The sequence below is a fragment of the Xenococcus sp. PCC 7305 genome (assembly GCF_000332055.1).
Classification (GTDB): domain Bacteria; phylum Cyanobacteriota; class Cyanobacteriia; order Cyanobacteriales; family Xenococcaceae; genus Xenococcus.
Window position 1 is genome coordinate 1 of sequence record NZ_ALVZ01000087.1, and the last position, 16,468, is coordinate 16,468.

Annotated in this window: 15 protein-coding genes and 1 other RNA gene; 10 read left to right on the forward strand and 6 right to left on the reverse strand. The window is 39.6% G+C overall.

Annotation, left to right across the window (positions count from 1 at the left end; translation table 11 throughout):
- The first annotated feature begins 378 nt into the window (after positions 1-378).
- On the forward strand, positions 379-1,266 hold the full coding sequence (locus tag XEN7305_RS03165; RefSeq protein ID WP_006507889.1) for a hypothetical protein: 888 nt from the start codon (positions 379-381) through the stop codon (positions 1,264-1,266).
- Positions 1,263-2,618: a fumarylacetoacetase gene (gene fahA / locus XEN7305_RS03170; protein WP_006507890.1), complete on the forward strand. Its 1,356-nt coding sequence runs from the start codon at positions 1,263-1,265 to the stop codon at positions 2,616-2,618. Before XEN7305_RS03165 ends, fahA begins: the two co-directional genes overlap by 4 nt.
- 49 nt (positions 2,619-2,667) lie before the next feature.
- Here the strand turns inward: fahA and XEN7305_RS03175 are convergent, their stop codons facing one another.
- The 4 genes from XEN7305_RS03175 to XEN7305_RS03190 form a co-directional block, all read right to left on the reverse strand.
- Positions 2,668-5,055, reverse strand: a complete 2,388-nt coding sequence (locus tag XEN7305_RS03175) for a cation-translocating P-type ATPase (protein WP_006507891.1) — start codon at positions 5,053-5,055, stop codon at positions 2,668-2,670.
- 72 nt (positions 5,056-5,127) lie between these two features.
- Positions 5,128-5,658 carry a peptide deformylase gene (gene def, locus XEN7305_RS03180; protein ID WP_006507892.1) on the reverse strand — a complete coding sequence of 177 codons (531 nt, stop codon included), beginning with the start codon at positions 5,656-5,658 and terminating at the stop codon, positions 5,128-5,130.
- Between the two features lie 74 nt (positions 5,659-5,732).
- Positions 5,733-6,512, reverse strand: coding sequence for a peroxide stress protein YaaA (gene yaaA, locus XEN7305_RS03185; protein WP_006507893.1), 780 nt, complete (start codon positions 6,510-6,512; stop codon positions 5,733-5,735).
- 68 nt (positions 6,513-6,580) lie between these two features.
- Positions 6,581-6,886: a DUF952 domain-containing protein gene (locus XEN7305_RS03190; RefSeq protein WP_006507894.1), complete on the reverse strand. Its 306-nt coding sequence runs from the start codon at positions 6,884-6,886 to the stop codon at positions 6,581-6,583.
- A gap of 345 nt (positions 6,887-7,231) precedes the next feature.
- Between XEN7305_RS03190 and XEN7305_RS03195 the strand changes: the two genes are divergently transcribed.
- Positions 7,232-7,456, forward strand: coding sequence for a DUF433 domain-containing protein (locus tag XEN7305_RS03195; protein WP_006507895.1), 225 nt, complete (start codon positions 7,232-7,234; stop codon positions 7,454-7,456).
- Positions 7,453-7,785 carry a DUF5615 family PIN-like protein gene (locus XEN7305_RS03200; protein WP_040896597.1) on the forward strand — a complete coding sequence of 111 codons (333 nt, stop codon included), beginning with the start codon at positions 7,453-7,455 and terminating at the stop codon, positions 7,783-7,785. The genes XEN7305_RS03195 and XEN7305_RS03200 overlap by 4 nt, the downstream gene beginning before the upstream one ends.
- A 128-nt stretch (positions 7,786-7,913) precedes the next feature.
- Here XEN7305_RS03200 and XEN7305_RS26340 read toward each other — a convergent pair whose 3' ends face one another.
- Positions 7,914-8,888, reverse strand: a complete 975-nt coding sequence (locus XEN7305_RS26340; protein WP_006507897.1) for a pentapeptide repeat-containing protein — start codon at positions 8,886-8,888, stop codon at positions 7,914-7,916.
- A 264-nt stretch (positions 8,889-9,152) separates the two neighbouring features.
- On the opposite strand from XEN7305_RS26340, the gene XEN7305_RS03215 reads away from it, so the two are divergent.
- Positions 9,153-9,740 (forward strand): hypothetical protein, encoded by a 588-nt coding sequence (locus tag XEN7305_RS03215; protein WP_006507898.1) that lies wholly within the window; start codon positions 9,153-9,155, stop codon positions 9,738-9,740.
- Entirely contained in the window at positions 9,728-9,859 is a 132-nt protein-coding gene (locus tag XEN7305_RS29950) for a hypothetical protein (protein ID WP_006507899.1), read from the forward strand. The genes XEN7305_RS03215 and XEN7305_RS29950 overlap by 13 nt, the downstream gene beginning before the upstream one ends.
- 21 nt (positions 9,860-9,880) lie before the next feature.
- On the opposite strand, the gene ssrA is transcribed toward XEN7305_RS29950, so the two are convergent.
- Positions 9,881-10,266: a transfer-messenger RNA gene (gene ssrA, locus XEN7305_RS27355) on the reverse strand.
- 205 nt (positions 10,267-10,471) lie between these two features.
- Between ssrA and hemB the strand changes: the two genes are divergently transcribed.
- The 4 genes from hemB to XEN7305_RS29415 form a co-directional block, all read left to right on the forward strand.
- On the forward strand, positions 10,472-11,455 hold the full coding sequence (gene hemB / locus XEN7305_RS03220) for a porphobilinogen synthase (RefSeq protein ID WP_006507900.1): 984 nt from the start codon (positions 10,472-10,474) through the stop codon (positions 11,453-11,455).
- A 667-nt stretch (positions 11,456-12,122) separates the two neighbouring features.
- Positions 12,123-14,357 (forward strand): AAA family ATPase, encoded by a 2,235-nt coding sequence (locus XEN7305_RS03225; protein ID WP_006507902.1) that lies wholly within the window; start codon positions 12,123-12,125, stop codon positions 14,355-14,357.
- A gap of 106 nt (positions 14,358-14,463) precedes the next feature.
- A complete protein-coding gene (locus tag XEN7305_RS03230) occupies positions 14,464-15,015 on the forward strand; it encodes a fasciclin domain-containing protein (RefSeq protein ID WP_006507903.1) in 552 nt (183 codons plus the stop codon).
- 139 nt (positions 15,016-15,154) lie between these two features.
- Positions 15,155-16,468, forward strand: a 1,314-nt coding sequence (locus XEN7305_RS29415) for a caspase family protein (RefSeq protein WP_193788912.1), incomplete at its 3' end; no start/stop codon positions are given.

The following is a 16,468-nucleotide window of genomic DNA, read 5'->3' on the forward strand; positions in this document are numbered from 1 at the left end:
GGGAATCGGGAATCGGGAATCGGGAATCGGGAATCGGGGACGGCGTGCTATCTAAATTATTGCAATGTTTTGGCTTAAGACTATTGTAATGTTAGATGCCGTCACAGGTTTTAACTGGCAATATTTCACAAGATTGTAGGTTAGTTCTAGAAAATCAAATTTCTCGTACAATGGGTAATATAGCACTGCGCATTTTGCTTAGGACATTGGTAAAAGCTCAAGCCGATCATTAGTAAACTTTTGACTTTTGACTTTTGACTTTTGACTTTTGACTTTTGACTTTTGACTTGCGCGTAGCGCTATATCTTGACAATAATTGCAAATTATCCTGAACTGCAATCCGATCACCATGTTAGTCAGCTAAACTAGGTTATTACAATGACCGCATCCTCAAGATTACTACTAACAGCAATTATCGACTATGCTGGACTTTTTCCCCCAGCAAAGCTCCGTTTACAAAGCGCGATCTCTAATTACCGTAAATACTCCCAAACTCGCGAAAATTGGATGTTAGGTCACTTCGTGTTTCCTGTCTCTCGATTGACAGAGTTAGAAGCCGACCTTGTCACCTCATCCTCAGTAAAGACATTAGTTGCACCTTTCTCCCTCAGCGTGATTCTCTCCGAAAATTGGGAATTAGAACTTAAGCAAATTCAAGCGTTTAACCAGAAAAATCATCTCCAGATTGCAGCAGTTGAATTTAAACCATTAACCCCCAGAGAAATTCCAAGGGCAATTAGTCATCTCCCAAAGGAAATAGAATCATTTTTTGAAATTACTCTTGACGAAAATTTAGAACTATATTTAGCGGTACTAAAAGAGACAAATGCCTCCGCGAAGATCCGTACTGGGGGACTGACTGCGGGAGCTTTTCCGAAGGTAGATCAACTTTGTCAATTTATTTTTGCCAGTGCGGAGGCTCAAGTTCCTTTTAAAGCAACGGCTGGGCTGCATCATCCCTTAGCGGGGAACTATGTAGTGAGCTATCAAACAAACAGTTTTTCTGTTAATATGCAAGGTTTTCTCAACCTTAGCATCCTAGCAGCCTTAGTTTATTGGCAAAAATTAACTCGATCCGAAGCATTAACAGTTTTACAAGAATCATCCCTCGCCAATTTTAAATTTCAAGAAGAAGATATTACCTGGCAAAACCACTCTTTGAACCCCGCAGAAATACAAGAATCTCGAAAATGCTTTTTCCGTTCTTTCGGTTCTTGTTCATTTCAAGAACCTCTAGATAGCCTTAGGAGATTGCAGCTACTATGAATAGACCAATTAATCACACTCACGATCCTAAGTTACGCAGTTGGATAGAATCAGCTAATGACAAGGAAACTGATTTTCCAATCCAAAATTTGCCCTTTGGAGTATTTAGTCATCAAAATCGAATGGGAACTCCTCACATTGGGGTAGCAATCGGCAGGCAAATTCTCGACCTGTTCGCTTGTTGCCAGTTAGGGCTATTTCAAGAACTACCCGAACCTTTAACTTTGGCCTGTAGATCGTCTAACTTAAATGAATTAATGGCCCTAGGAACTTGGGCTAGCTCAACATTACGCGATCGCCTAAGCCAACTATTAAGACTAAAGAATTCACAATCACCTCCAGAAGCTAACATCCTTGTCCCGATCGCGGAGGCCAAATTGCTACTCCCGGCTAAGATCGGCGACTATACTGACTTTTACGCCTCCATTTTTCACGCTACCAATGTAGGACAGTTATTCCGCCCTGATAACCCCCTACTTCCCAACTATAAATATATCCCCGTTGGTTATCATGGACGAGCATCTTCTATTGTCCCTAGTGGCACGAGGATTAAACGACCTCAAGGTCAGCAAAAAAATTCTCAGGAATCAGTCCCTACTTTTGGAGATTCTCGATTTCTCGATTATGAAATGGAAGTTGGTTTTTTTGTGAGTTCTGGCAATGAGTTGGGGCGATCTATTGCGATTGACCAAGCCGAAGAACATATATTCGGACTTTGCTTGGTTAATGATTGGTCGGCAAGAGATATCCAAGCTTGGGAATATCAACCTCTGGGCCCTTTCTTAGGCAAGAGTTTTGCCACGACTATTTCCCCTTGGGTTGTAACACTAGAAGCTTTAGCACCTTTCCGTTGTCCTGCTTTTGTTCGTCCTGAAGCTGATCCTAAGCCACTCAAATATCTCTCCTCACTACTAGATGCTCAACTAGGTGGGATTAATCTCACAGTAGAAGTTCTTTTGAGTTCAGCACAGATGCGTGAACAAGAAATGTTACCAGTAAGTCTAAGTAAGGCTTCTTTTCAGCAGATGTATTGGACTATTGCCCAAATGCTCACCCATCATACTAGCAATGGTTGTAATCTGCGTTCAGGAGATTTACTCGCTAGCGGAACTGTTTCGGGTGCTGAATCTGGTTCTCAAGGTTCTTTGCTAGAGATTACTAAGCGTGGTTCTCAACCGATTAAACTACCAACTGATGAGATGCGATCTTTTCTCGAAGATGGCGATCGAGTTATTCTACGGGGATACTGCGAACAAAAAGGTTTTGCAAGAGTTGGTTTTGGGGAATGTCGCGGCGAGATTTATGAGGATCGATTATCAACCCAAACAACAGAAAGAGTTGAGAGTAAGTGAATACGATCGCAGTGCAACGATAATGATACGGCTTTTAACACCCCAGTTTTCATTTGTAATTTTTTAAAAGTAATGAGTTCGTGACGACAATCAGAGAACTAGAAGCCATAGCGATCGCAGCTAGGATGGGGGATAACAATAAACCATAGCTTGGCAAGGCAACCCCGGCTGCTAAAGGGATTGCGATCGCATTATAACCGAGGGCCCAGAAAAGATTTTGCCTAATTTTTTGCACTGTCGCTTTACTTAAGGCGATCGCTTCTATGACATCGGCAAGATTGTTTTGCATCAAGATAATATCAGCAGTTTCGATCGCAATGTCAGTGCTAGCTTGCAGAGATATCCCAACATCAGATTGAGCTAGAGCTGGGGCGTCATTAATGCCATCGCCTATCATAGCTACTCGGTTAAGATTCTGCTCTGGACTCAGAGTTCCTTGTAGAGATTGAATAATTTTGGCTTTATCTTCTGGTTTAACTTGGGCAAAAACTTGGGATATGCCAACTTCTGCGGCAATTTGTTGTGCTATTTCTTCGCGATCGCCAGTTAGGAGAATTGTATCTAAACCCATTGCTTGCAGTTTAGTAACTGTAGCCTGAGCATCAGAGCGTAATTGATCTCTTAGGGCAATTAGACCTTCAAGTTCTCCTGATTTTGCCAAGTAAACTATGGTCTGCCCTGTGGCGGATAGGGCATTGACTCGTTCTTGAATTTCTTGAGGCCAAGTAATTTGATGTTGATTAAGCCAATCTTGATTCCCCAACAGAATAGTTTCCCCCTCGATAATGCCGGAGATTCCCCATCCTGGTTTGGCCTGAATGTCAGTTGCGGTTAATAAGGGCAATTCCTGTTGCTGGGCATGGTTCACAATTGCGATCGCCAAAGGATGATTACTCTGAGCTTCCACCGCGGCTGCCATTTGTAACAAACTAGTTGAATCTAGATTATTAATCGCTTCAATAGCGCTTACTTGTAATTTGCCCTCAGTTAGAGTTCCCGTTTTGTCAAAGACTATTTTGTCGAGTTTTTGAACCTGTTCTAAAATATCTCCGCCCTTAATTAGAATTCCTTGCTGAGCACCCATGCCAGTGCCGACTAAAATAGCAGTAGGAGTTGCCAAACCTAAAGCGCAGGGACAAGCAATCACCAAAACTGCGATCACAAGTTGTAAACTTAGTAGCAACGGGGAAGTTGAAGAGATTAGGGATGAGTTGGCATCAAGAGTATTGGTCATCTCCATTGCCTGATGCATGGGGCCAGAACTGACCATGAGAACCTGGGGCCAAAGATTTGTCCCGATGAAGTACCAAAATAATCCAGTGATAGTCGCGATCGCCATTACGCCATAGGCAAAATAGCCAGCTACCGTATCTGCCAATTGTTGAACCGGAGCTTTACGAGTTTGGGCTGATTCTACCAATTCAATAATTCTCGCTAAAGTTGTGGAGTTACCAATTTCCGTCACTTGAAAAGCGAAAGCAGCTTCTTGATTAATTGTCCCAGCAAAAACGCGATCGCCTGCGACCTTTTGCACTGCGATCGATTCCCCGGTCAGCATGGATTCATCAATCTTGGTTTCTCCCACCATGATGGTGCCATCGGTGGGAATTTTTTCTCCTGGAAAAACCCGCAGCCATTCCCCAACTCGGACTTGTTCTACAGGTATTTTAAGATTAGGATTTTCGGAAACATTAGCTTGATTGGAGACTAAACGAGCTGTGCTCGGTTGCAGAGCTACCAATTTTTCCAAAGCAGCAGAAGCCCGATAACGCGCCCTCGCTTCTAAGGTGCGCCCCAAAAAAATAAAACCTAGCAGCATCACAGGCTCATCGAAAAAACATTGCCAACCCAATTGCGGGAAAAATAAGGCAAAACAACTAGCAGTATAGGCACTAACAGTCCCCAGACCGACTAAGCTATTCATATTGGGCATTTGATGGTAAAAACTTCTCGCTCCATCAATAATTAGATTACGCCCAGGGATTAACAATGCCAGAGTTGCTAGTGCCCAGTGAAACCAGATATTTGTCAGCAGAGGAACACTCGGCAAACCCAGATGATGGAGATGACCAATACTTGAGAAAATAAGTAAAACAGCGGCGGTGATGAGTTGCCAGAATTGCTGATTTTGTTGCTGTTGGCGCTTGTCTTTGGCTTGTTCCGCTTTATCCGAAATGCTGCGATCGCCTGTGGGACGAATTTCTGAAGGAAAGCCTGTTTGAGTGAGCTTATAGGCTAAAGTTGCTGGTTGTATTTGTTCTGGTTCATACTCGACCACAGCAACTTCTGTGATCAAATTCACGCAAGCCGAGATTACACCAGGATTTTGTTGTAATTGCTTTTCTACTGCTTTGACACAGCCGGCACATTTCATGCCTTCTACGTCGAGGGCAATAATACTAGATGAATTCGCGGGCAAACTAGCAGTCTTGACCATAACAAAGTGAGGTATTCGAGATTACTTGCTATTTATTATTACGTATTTCCTCATTACGTATTTCCTCATCCCTCATCCTTCATCCCTCATCCTTTTTTCATATTCCGCTTCTGTGTATAAATCTTCACTACTTTCTAAGCGATCCAGAAAAACCAGACCGTCAAGGTGATCAAGCTCATGTTGAAAGATACGGGCAATAAAATCCGTGAAAATTTTTCTTACGCGATCGCCAGCAATATTAGTATATTCAACTTCAATAGCGCGATCGCGAGGAACCAACCCTCTAAACCCAGGAACACTCAAGCAACCTTCCCAATCTTTGACGATTTCACTGCTATAGGAAGTAATGATTGGATTAATTATCGCGGTTGGACTCATTTTGGGAGCCTGGGGATAGCGAATGTTAGGACGAGAAGCCACAATAAATAATCTATAAGATTCCGACACTTGTGGTGCAGCAATTCCCACTCCATTATTTAGTTCGGCTGTGGAAATTAGATCGTCAATGAGTTTGACAATTTTCGGCTCAGAAAACATGTCTATAGATTTAGCCTGGCATCTTAAGATCGGATTTCCTAATTCAGCAACTTTTAGTATTGTCATCAAGCAACAAAAGGTTTTAGGTTTTAGGTTTTAGGTAAATCTTCGAGTAATCTCGGAAGTCTTTATGAATACATTTAATTACGAGTAAAGACTAATTTATTCTCTTGGGATAGTCCTCCATTGTAACTATACCCAGCTTCAGTAAAATTCTTGATATCTTCAATATTTACCAGTTTATTTTTAATAATATAAGCTGCCATGAGGCCACGGGCTTTTTTGGCATAGAAACTAATTATTTTATATTTATCATTTTTCCAATCTTTAAATATTGGTGTGATAATTTCTGCTTGTAATAGTTTAGTATTTACCGACTTAAAATATTCATTGGAAGCAAGATTAACTATAAATTTACTATTTTGTTTTTCCAGTTGATTATTAATAACTTGAGTCAGTTGATCACCCCAGAATTTATAGAGATTGGCTGGTAAGCCAGAAAATTGATCTTGATTCAATTTAGTTCCCATCTCCAGACGATAGGGTTGAATGAGATCTAATGGTCGTAAAATCCCGTATAGTCCAGATAAAATACGTAAATGTTCTTGGGCAAAATCAAGATCTGCGGGACTAAAGCTTTCGATGTCTAGTCCTTGATAGACATCTCCTTTAAAGGCGAGAATAGCCTGTTTAGAATTATTGCGATCGCAAGACTGTTGCCAGGTTTGATAACGCTGGTTATTTAATTCGCCCAGTTTTGGACTGATTTTCAGCAAGCTAGATATTTCCGTTGGGGATAATTGCCGAAGTTGCCCTACTAGTTGACTAGTTTTATCTAAAAAATCGGGTTGGGTATATGTGGAAATGCTCGATGGGGTTTCAAAGTCTAGAGTTTTGGCTGGAGAAATCAGAATCAACATCTTACTTATTACTTATTACTTATTACTTATTACCTATTACTTCCGCACAGCAGCACTCGTTCTCTAAGCTAGAAGTACTTGCAGTCTATCACCGCATCTAGAGGTAGTTTTCCATAAATATGGGGATATAGTTCGGCTCCACCTTCAAGATTTTCCTCAATCACATCACATTTTAAGGCAGCAGAATTAATTTCTAAGACAACCAGATCAGTTTGCCCCTGAAAAAATCTCTTCATTACAGCTTCTAATTGATGGGCATGGGAGCAATGAATAAAGCCTTCAGCAGCAAATTGACGAGGTTCATATTCTCCCTGGGATTGGGCAAGATCCCATTCTTGGGCAGAAGTAATATGATAGATTATGCGATCGCTCATAAAGTTTAAGTATTTCAGTTAAAAGAATCCAGTTCCTATCATATGCTTCGGAAATAGAATTTTGTCCAGGACAGTCTAGGACAATTTTGGAAACAGGAGCAAATTAGAAATTTTGAAAAACATCTATGCAACGCCATCGACCATCGGATCGCATTGCGATCACTTGTTCTAGAGATTGGAAAATGCGATCGCTCTTGATTTTTCCAACTGATAACTGATAACTGTCTTGTCGCGATCTCTTGCTGTAGAGAATGAGTGAACCTCCTCATTTTCTCTTAATTCAACAAGTTTGCACTTAAAAAATGTACGTTGCTTTAAAATAAACATAATGTTGCAGATAAAATTATGAACTATAAAGATATCATCACTATTGAGTCTGGAAAACGTAGTGGAAAACCTTGCATTAGAGGAATGCGGATTACAGTTTACGATATTTTAGAATATTTAGCAGGTGGGATGAGCGAAGCGGAAATAATCGAAGATTTCTCAGAATTAACTTCTGAAGACATCAAGGCATGTTTGGCTTTCGCCGCAGAACGAGAGAAAAAATTATTTATTGCAACCTTGTGAAATTATTATTAGATGAAAATCTTTCGGATAAAATTATTCCTAAAATTATAGATTTATTTCCTAACTCTGTTCACGTTAAAACCCTAGGATTAACCAATACTGATGATCTTATTATTTGGGATTATGCTAAAGAAAATGACTATGTGATTATTTCTAAAGATTCAGATTTCCATCAACGGAGTATTCTGTTTGGGCACCCTCCAAAGTTTATATATTTAAGGATTGGCAATAGTCCAACATCAAAGATTGTCAATATTTTGCGTGATAATTTTGATATAGTTACTCAATTTAATAATAGCCAATCAGAAAGCATTTTAGTGTTAGGTTAGCTTTCTATTATGCGATCGCTTGTTGTAGAGAAAAAGATTTAGCTAACTTTTCTTCCGAATAATTGGAACTTCTTTATCTCTCTTTAAGCATTTGATTGCTATCGGATGACTTTTTTCTTGGATTGCTCTTATCTTTTACTGGGGGGAGTAGGTATTATATCTGTACGTAATTTCCAACCTGCCTTGATAGGGTTAAAATTAGTGTCGAAAATAGTCTTTTTGTCGTAATAAACTTCATAGGAATAGTTTGGTGTCAACTTACTACCTCTAAGATCAGCAGAGGCAAAAGAGGCATTCAGTAAATTGGCTCCTCTCAAATCGGCTTCTTGTAAGTTTGCTGTTTCAAAATTAGCTTGCTCTAAATTACTTTCCCGTAAATTAGCTTCAATTAAACAAGCGTTCGTAAAATTAACCTGAGATAAATTTGCTAATTCTAAATCCGCAAATGTTAGATTGGCTCCAACTAAACTAGAAGAACTTAAATTACTATTATTTAGGTTGACTTTTTTTAAATTAGAATTGTCTAGTATTACTTTTTTTAATTTCACTCCATTCAAAGGTATTTGGTTGAGTTCTAATCCTTGAAAGTTGGTCTCTCCATTAATATAATTTTTGATAAGTTCATAGGGCTTCGTAAAGGATAAATTTTGGGTATCAGAAATATCGAATAAGTGTTTGAGAAAAAAATTAACAGTCACTTGTTTCACATAACCTTGTTCTATCGCCAGGAAATGAAGTCTAGTTTCCGAGTTTATTTTTTTATGCTTTTGCTTTTGTTTTAAAACCGAGAGTTGCTTTTTATCTAACAAACCTGCTGCATATAAATAAAATGCTAAAGGTCTTCTTTCCTGTTTTTGAATAAGATTTAACCATCTATCAGCAAAAAAATTAGCTATTTCTTGTTTGATAAAACCGTTAGCTGCTAGTATTTCTCCAATTTTTAAATCAGATTTTTTTTGAGTCTCTAAAGCAATCTCAATCTGGCACATCGAAACTAGCCCTGCTTCAAGGAGAATTTCCCCTAGAGGTTGTTTGTAATTTGAATTAGACGAGGAATTCTGAGAGGGAGTTAGATCTTCTTGCCCAGACAAACATTTCACCATAATTGAAACATATTTCGATCACTTTATTCCCAAATTATAGCAATCAATTTTTTTTGTCAAAAGTAAGCATTTTCACTGAGATTCGCTTGAAAGGTATTTAATTTTTTGAATTTATACTTAGATCAATTACTGTTTTTGATGATGATTTAGCTAAATCAATGCCAACGTAAATTAATTCAGCTAGAATCTAAAATTATTTGTTGTAGTAATATCATAATTATTTTCATAATTACCAGGTAATTATTTGAAAGTTGAAGCTATTCTATGTGTAAATCTTATTCTTTTTCAACTCAGCCCAGAAAGATAATTCAACCCAAACATCTAGGAGTTATTTTGCAGGAAGCACATTTGGTTTCCTCTCCCCAAATTGAGTTAGCCTTGCAAGATCAAATTTACTATCCAGATTTGCGTTTGGGAGAAATTGTCGCTATGAGAGGTTGGATTAAACAGGAAACTGCTGATTTTTTTGCCCAAGATTGGTGGGTACTAACAAGAGAGCGCAACAGAAAGCCTTTGGGTTACTACTTAAAAAGTTCTGCCCTCATAGAAGCAGAACATATTGACGCCATATTAGAAGAGCAAAAGCGGACAGGAATTCGTTTTGGTTCAGTTGCTGTTCTTCAAGGATTGCTCAAGTCGAAAACACTTGATTTCTTCTTGATGAACTTATTTCCCCGAGAACTCAGTGTATCCCCCAAGAGCACCATTTATCAGATCAGTAGTCCCCAAGACCTTCGGTCTCCTAGGAAAATAGCAACACCAGAAACCCCTACTCAAAAAACTCATCAGCTAGAGCAAAACAAACCTCAAACAGAAAAAAATGAAGAAGATGAAATCAAATGGATTGGTTAAAAAAAGCTTTTAGTTTACCTAAAAAACAGGAAATTGATTTAAAAATATCTTTATTTTTTGTGGAAAAGTCGCAAAAAAATGTGGAAAAGCTGAAGTTTTTGTGGAAAACCCCAGCTTGAATTTCTGATATTCCTGAAGAAAAATGGAGCCGAGCAGAGTCGAACTGCTGTCCAGACTGATTATTGACTTTCCGCTCATTCACAGGTTTAGTTCTTCTGACCCTCAGAACGGGAACCATCAATTATCCCTGATGGCAGGATTTTCTAGTGAAGTCTTTACTGCATTAGTCAACCAGAAGTAACTAAAGAGTGCATCCGTTGGGGTTTCGTTTTAGCGCCTAACGGAGTCGGAACTAAAAGCGAGCAGACCACAGTTTGGGTCTAGGCAAATACAGCCTGGCGCTCGAATTTTACGATGTTGTTTGCATCTATATTTAGATTTTGAGTCTTTATTTGCGAGAGTGGACTCTCTCTCGACCTGAATCACAGATTAGCTTTCACCAACCTGTCGAAACCGTTACGGCCCCTTGTTGAGAAGCTCTAGAAGGATTCTAGCTGACTTCATATAGAGTCATTGTAACTAACTTTACCGAAAACTGACGGACAAACATTACAAAACATTGAGGAATACTACAGTTAGTATCTTTGTAACAGGGATTAGCTTTAAACTTAGTAGTCTGTTACTAAACAGCATCTGTAGATTTTAGTATACTTTGCTCATTATAAACTATTATGTTTCCAACTCATCGCCCTCGTCGTCTCCGCGCAAATGCTCAATTACGCCGCATGGTACAAGAAACTACGGTGACGGCGAAAGATCTTATTTATCCTTTATTTGCCGTGCCGGGAGATGCGATCGCCAAAGAAGTTGTATCGATGCCTGGAGTGTATCAACTTTCGGTGGACAAAATTGTCGAAGAGGCCAAGGAAGTTTATGATCTCGGCATTCCCTCAATTATTTTATTCGGTATTCCAGAAGATAAAGATGCGGAAGCCACTGGCGCCTGGCATGATTGTGGGATTGTCCAAAAGGCAGCAACCGCAGTGAAAGAAGCTGTTCCCGATTTGGTCGTGATTGCTGATACTTGCCTTTGTGAATATACGCCTCACGGTCATTGCGGATATCTAGAAGTGGGCGATCTTTCGGGAAAAGTGCTTAACGATCCGACTTTGGAGTTGTTAAAGAAAACTGCGGTATCTCAAGCTCAAGCTGGGGTGGATATTATTGCGCCTTCGGGAATGATGGATGGGTTTGTCACAACTATTCGCCAAGGCTTAGATGAAGCTGGCTTCCCAGATATTCCCATTCTTTCCTATGCGGCTAAATACTCGTCTGCTTATTATGGTCCTTTCCGTGATGCAGCCGAATCTGCCCCTCAATTTGGCGATCGCAGAACTTATCAAATGGACCCTGCCAATGGCACAGAAGCTTTAAAAGAAGTTGCTTTGGATATTGCTGAAGGTGCAGATATGCTGATGGTGAAACCTGCTCTAGCTTATATGGATATTATCTGGCGAGTTAAAGAAATGACGAATCTTCCCGTAGCTGCCTACAATGTTTCGGGGGAATATTCCATGGTTAAAGCTGCGGCGCTTAATGGTTGGATTGATGAGAAAAAAGTCACGTTGGAAACCCTGACTAGTTTTAAACGTTCTGGTGCAGATCTTATTCTGACTTATCACGCCAAAGATGCAGTTCGCTGGTTGGATGAATAATTCAAGGTTGTTACACACTGGACAAAACGCAAAAAACTGAGAAGGTGAAAAAGTTGGATGCTCCCTTTTATGTTCACCTTCTCAAATCTGATAATGCCTGTCAAAATCATTTTGATGGACTACTATATATTCACTTTTAAGTAATCCTAACCAACAAGTTTAAATCTAGGGTGTTAATTATAGTGATAGGAAATCCCCTTAGGGAAGAATTATCAATTGCCGGCCAATTATTAACACTTGAAAAAGCATATTGTTCTTGACCATATGTTGTAACCCATGCGCTCCCCCGAGTACCACCAGTCACGGAGGGGACTATGATGTCGTCAACAAACACTAAATCAGAGATAATCATAAATTTTCTCCATCTTAAAATTTTGATTTACCCCTCACACTTTTATAATAATCAAGAGTCGGATAAATTCTCTGCAATTATAATATTCTTAATGTTGTACTATTTAGCAGTTTTTATAAAAACATGTAATTATTTAATTGGTTTTCCTCTAGTATTGATTTCAATTCTTATACTAAAAAAAAATTGAAAATTAATCACAACTAGCAATAATCGTTTTTATCGGCAAGATAAGCAAGAATTCGTCATCATTTAGTGGTGTAAAACCATATTTCAGGTAAAAACTTTTAGCTTCTTGAGCCATCGCATTCCACATTTATGGATTTATTCGAGCATAGCTATCAGCAACAAGTTAAAGCAGAAGCACCCTTAGCAGATCGAATGCGTCCTCGAACTTTAGATGAATTCGTGGGACAGGATCATATCATTGGAGCAGGGCGTTTACTGCGTCGGGCTATTATTGCTGACCAACTATCTTCACTTATTTTCTTTGGTCCTCCAGGAACAGGTAAAACTACTTTAGCTCGTATCATTGCCCAAACTACCCGCGCTCATTTTATAGCTATCAATGCCGTCCTAGCTGGAGTCAAGGATATTCGAGAGGCGATCGCGACAGCTACCAATCAAGGCAAATATCATCAACAAAAAACTATTCTCTTCGTCGATGAAGTCCATCGCTTCAACAAATCCCAACAAGATGCCCTACTGCCATGGGTCGAAAATGGCACCATTATTCTCATCGGAGCCACTACCGAAAACCCCTATTTTGAAGTGAATAAAGCTTTAGTTAGCCGCTCACGTCTGTTTCAACTCAAACCGTTAACTACCGAAGATCTAGCTCAAGTTATTCAACAGGCATTAACTAATTGCGATCGCGGATATGGCAAATTCAATGTCCAGATTGAGCCGGAAGCTCTGAAGCATTTAACCAATGTAGCTAATGGCGACGCGCGATCGCTGCTAAACGCGATCGAACTTGCAGTCGAAACGACACAACCAAATGATGATGGGAAAATTCTCATCAATTTAGCAGTAGCCGAAGAATCGATCCAGCAGCGAGCTGTTCTCTATGACAAAGAAGGAGATGCTCATTTTGATACTATTAGTGCTTTTATTAAAAGTGTACGCGGTTCCGATCCCGATGCGGCTTTATATTGGTTAGCCAAGATGGTTTATGCGGGGGAAGATCCTCGGTTTATTTTACGTCGGTTGCTGATTCTTGCCAGTGAAGATATCGGATTAGCAGACCCCAATGCCGTGACCATAGTTAATTCCTGCGCCCAAGCATTCGACAGAGTTGGGATGCCTGAAGGACGTTATCCGCTTGCTCAGGCAACACTATATTTAGCGACAGCTGCCAAATCTAATAGTATTATGGGATTTTTTGATGCCCTAGCCGCAGTAGAACAAGAACAACAAAGCGATATTCCCAATCATCTCAAAGATGCCAACCGAGATAAGAAGGGATTGGGTCATGGCGCAAATTATATCTATCCCCATGCCTATCGAGATCATTGGGTGGAACAGCAATATTTGCCAAGTAGTTTACGGGGTCGAGTATTTTATCAACCCTCCGATATGGGCCAAGAGGCCGAGATCAAAACTCAAGTTGCTCGTCGTCGAGAAGCCCAACTAGCAGCGCAAATAGAAGGTATTGGTACCAGTTCAATAGAAATGTTGACCTATGGAGAACCAGATCAACAAAGCGATCTCTGGTTGCAACGTACAGTGAGCCAAGTGGGAAAACAGCTAGGGGAAACTAGAGATCGTCTGTTTGCTTCAGCCCAACTGCAACGCCATGATTTGCTTCTCGATCTCAATGCCAAAACTGGCTTACTCACTTGGGAGGCTTTGCGGCAAGTTCCCGAAGGAGGTGTTTATGCTTGCGTTAGGAGTCACACTGAAGCTGAAGCTCTTCAAGAGCAAGCTGCTATCTTACCTGAACTGCTACGACCAATAGTATTAACCACAAATTTGAGTGAATTACCTGCCCTTTTAGCGCAGCAAGCGAGCGATCTTTGCTTTGACTGTATTATGGGGCGCAATGTGCTGATGTCGGAACCAGACAAAGTAGTAGTATTAAAAAACTTAATCCCCTGGTTGAGTACTGATGGAAGATTCATCTTAGCTGAAACCGTTCCTCGTTATACGCAGAGACTTTACGATTTACTCCAACCTGCTTGGTTAAACTCAAAATTGTTGGCGAAATTAAAAACAGCCGAAGAAGCTATCTACGATAATCCATCCGATCCGATGATTAATTGGGACAGTGTTGATTTGCAAGAAGATTTAGAACAAGCTGGACTAACCGTTAAAGTGGAGCAAGAGCGATCGCAAACAGATCTCTTGATTACAACTCAGTTATTAGAGCGCTGGTTTGCGCCAAAGCGAAAATCTTATCCGCGATCGCCTTACCGAGGTCATTTGGAGAAAACTCTGACCACTGGAGAAATTGAAACAGTGCAACGTGTCTTTACGAAATATTTGCGCCATCAAACTGTAACTTGGTCAAGCATGATTGCTTATCTAACGGTAAATTCGCCCGTTAAATGAAAAATAAGAAATATTTTATTAAGCTTATACTCTACAGTTGTTAATTAAAATAATACTTAAGAACGAATAGTCTCTTATTTTGCTTTGTCAAGGACTTTATATTTAGATGAAAACTGTAATTAACACATTAGTACTAGCTTTGATTAGTTTATTTGTCAGTTCTAATGTTCTAGCTCAATTTTTTTATCCCTCTTCTAGTTTTTTCAGTCCTGCGGCCAATCTTAATCGTGGTTCTAAGACTAATCCTTTACAATGGCTGGAAACTCATGAAGTTCAAGTTTTTGGTTTTTTAATATCCGTCAATGATTTGGGATCTAAATTAACTCAAAATGATGATCCAATTACTGTTCTAGCCCCTACGGATAAAGCTTTTGCAAAATTGCCAAAAGATGTTCGAGAACGCTTGTCTGAGCCAGGACAGATGGCAAGGCTATTAAAATATCACCTTGTTCCTCAAATTATCACAGATGATCAGCTCAAACAGGGAAAAGTGAACACGTTAGAAGGAAGTGAGCTACAAATTTCTGGTGAAATTTTACCTAATCAAAATACGAAGGTTAAATTAAATGAAGCTACGGCGGAAATATCTATTGGATTCAATGATAATTTAATTGTTATTGTTATTGACCAAGTGCTTTTGCCTCCAAACTTTAACTGACAAATTGATTTTTAGATGTTTCCTAAGCAGTAATATGATGAAAAAACCTTTTTATAGGGGAATTATTGCTATAATCTCTCTTCTTGCGTTTTTTTTCCTAGGTTCTCGGAAAGCTAAAACTGGAATTGAGCAATCGCTCATGAGAAAACATGCGACTAATATCATTACAGATGGGAAAAAAGATTTTCTACAGCCATTAATAACCCAGAACCCCGAACAGCAAAGACGGATTGCTTTAGTTATTGGTAATGCTAATTACAGTCAAGGACAATTAAATAATCCGGTTAATGATGCAAACGATATTACTGAGGTACTTCGAGAGGTCGGATTTGAAGTCATTTTATTAACTAATGCTGATTTAAAAGAGATGGAAGAATCATTAGAGAAGTTGAGTAGTCAATTAAAGCGAGGAGGGGTCGGCTTGTTTTATTATGCGGGACATGGAGTTCAAGTTGATGGTGAAAATTATTTAATCCCAATAGGTTCCCAACTCAATCGCTCGCAAGATGCGCGCTACTTAGCCTTTCCTGTCGGAAGAGTCCTTGGTGCGATGGAAGATGCAGGAAATGGAGCAAATATCGTGATCTTAGATGCTTGTCGAGATAATCCATTCCCCCAACAATGGCGCTCAAATCAAAGAGGATTAGCCGCAGTTCAGTCTACTACAGGTACTCTAATTGCTTATGCTACTAGACCTGGAGGATTATCCAAGGATGGTGATGGGCGCAATGGCACTTATACTTCTCATTTATTGAAGCATATTCGTGATCCTAATTTGGATGTGGAGTTGATGTTCAAAAAAGTAAGAGAAGGAGTATTTCAAGAAACTAATGGGCTACAAATTCCTTGGGAGTCTTCTTCTTTAATTGGTTCATTTGTTTTTAATTCCGAAGTGTCAGAAGTACAACCTATCATTGAAAAACCTGTTTCTGAAGTATCAGAAGCACAGCCTACAATTGATAAACCTGTTTCTTTAGAGGCAGAGGTAAGAACTTACACCCCAAATTCAGTTAGTAATAGTGAGCAACTCGAAACAATCAATAATAATTCTATTACTCATAACCCCAACTTTCAATATAACTTAGCACTTAATATAGAGGGGCACTCTGACCTAGTACGCAGCTTAGCAATAAGCAGTAATGGACAACATATTGTTAGTGGAAGTGAAGACGACACTATAAAAGTGTGGAACCTTAAGACAGGAAATTTAGAAAATACTCTTGAAGGTCATTCTGATGATGTTCGTAGTTTAGTAATAAGTAGTGATGGACAACGCATTATTAGTGGGGGTGGGGACCATACTATAAAAGTGTGGAACCTTAAGACAGGAGATTTAGAGAACACTCTTGAAGGTCATTCCGGCTCAGTTCGCAGTGTGGCAATAAGTAATGATGGACAACGTATTGTTAGTGGAAGTGGAGATCATACTATAAAAGTATGGAATCTTAAGACA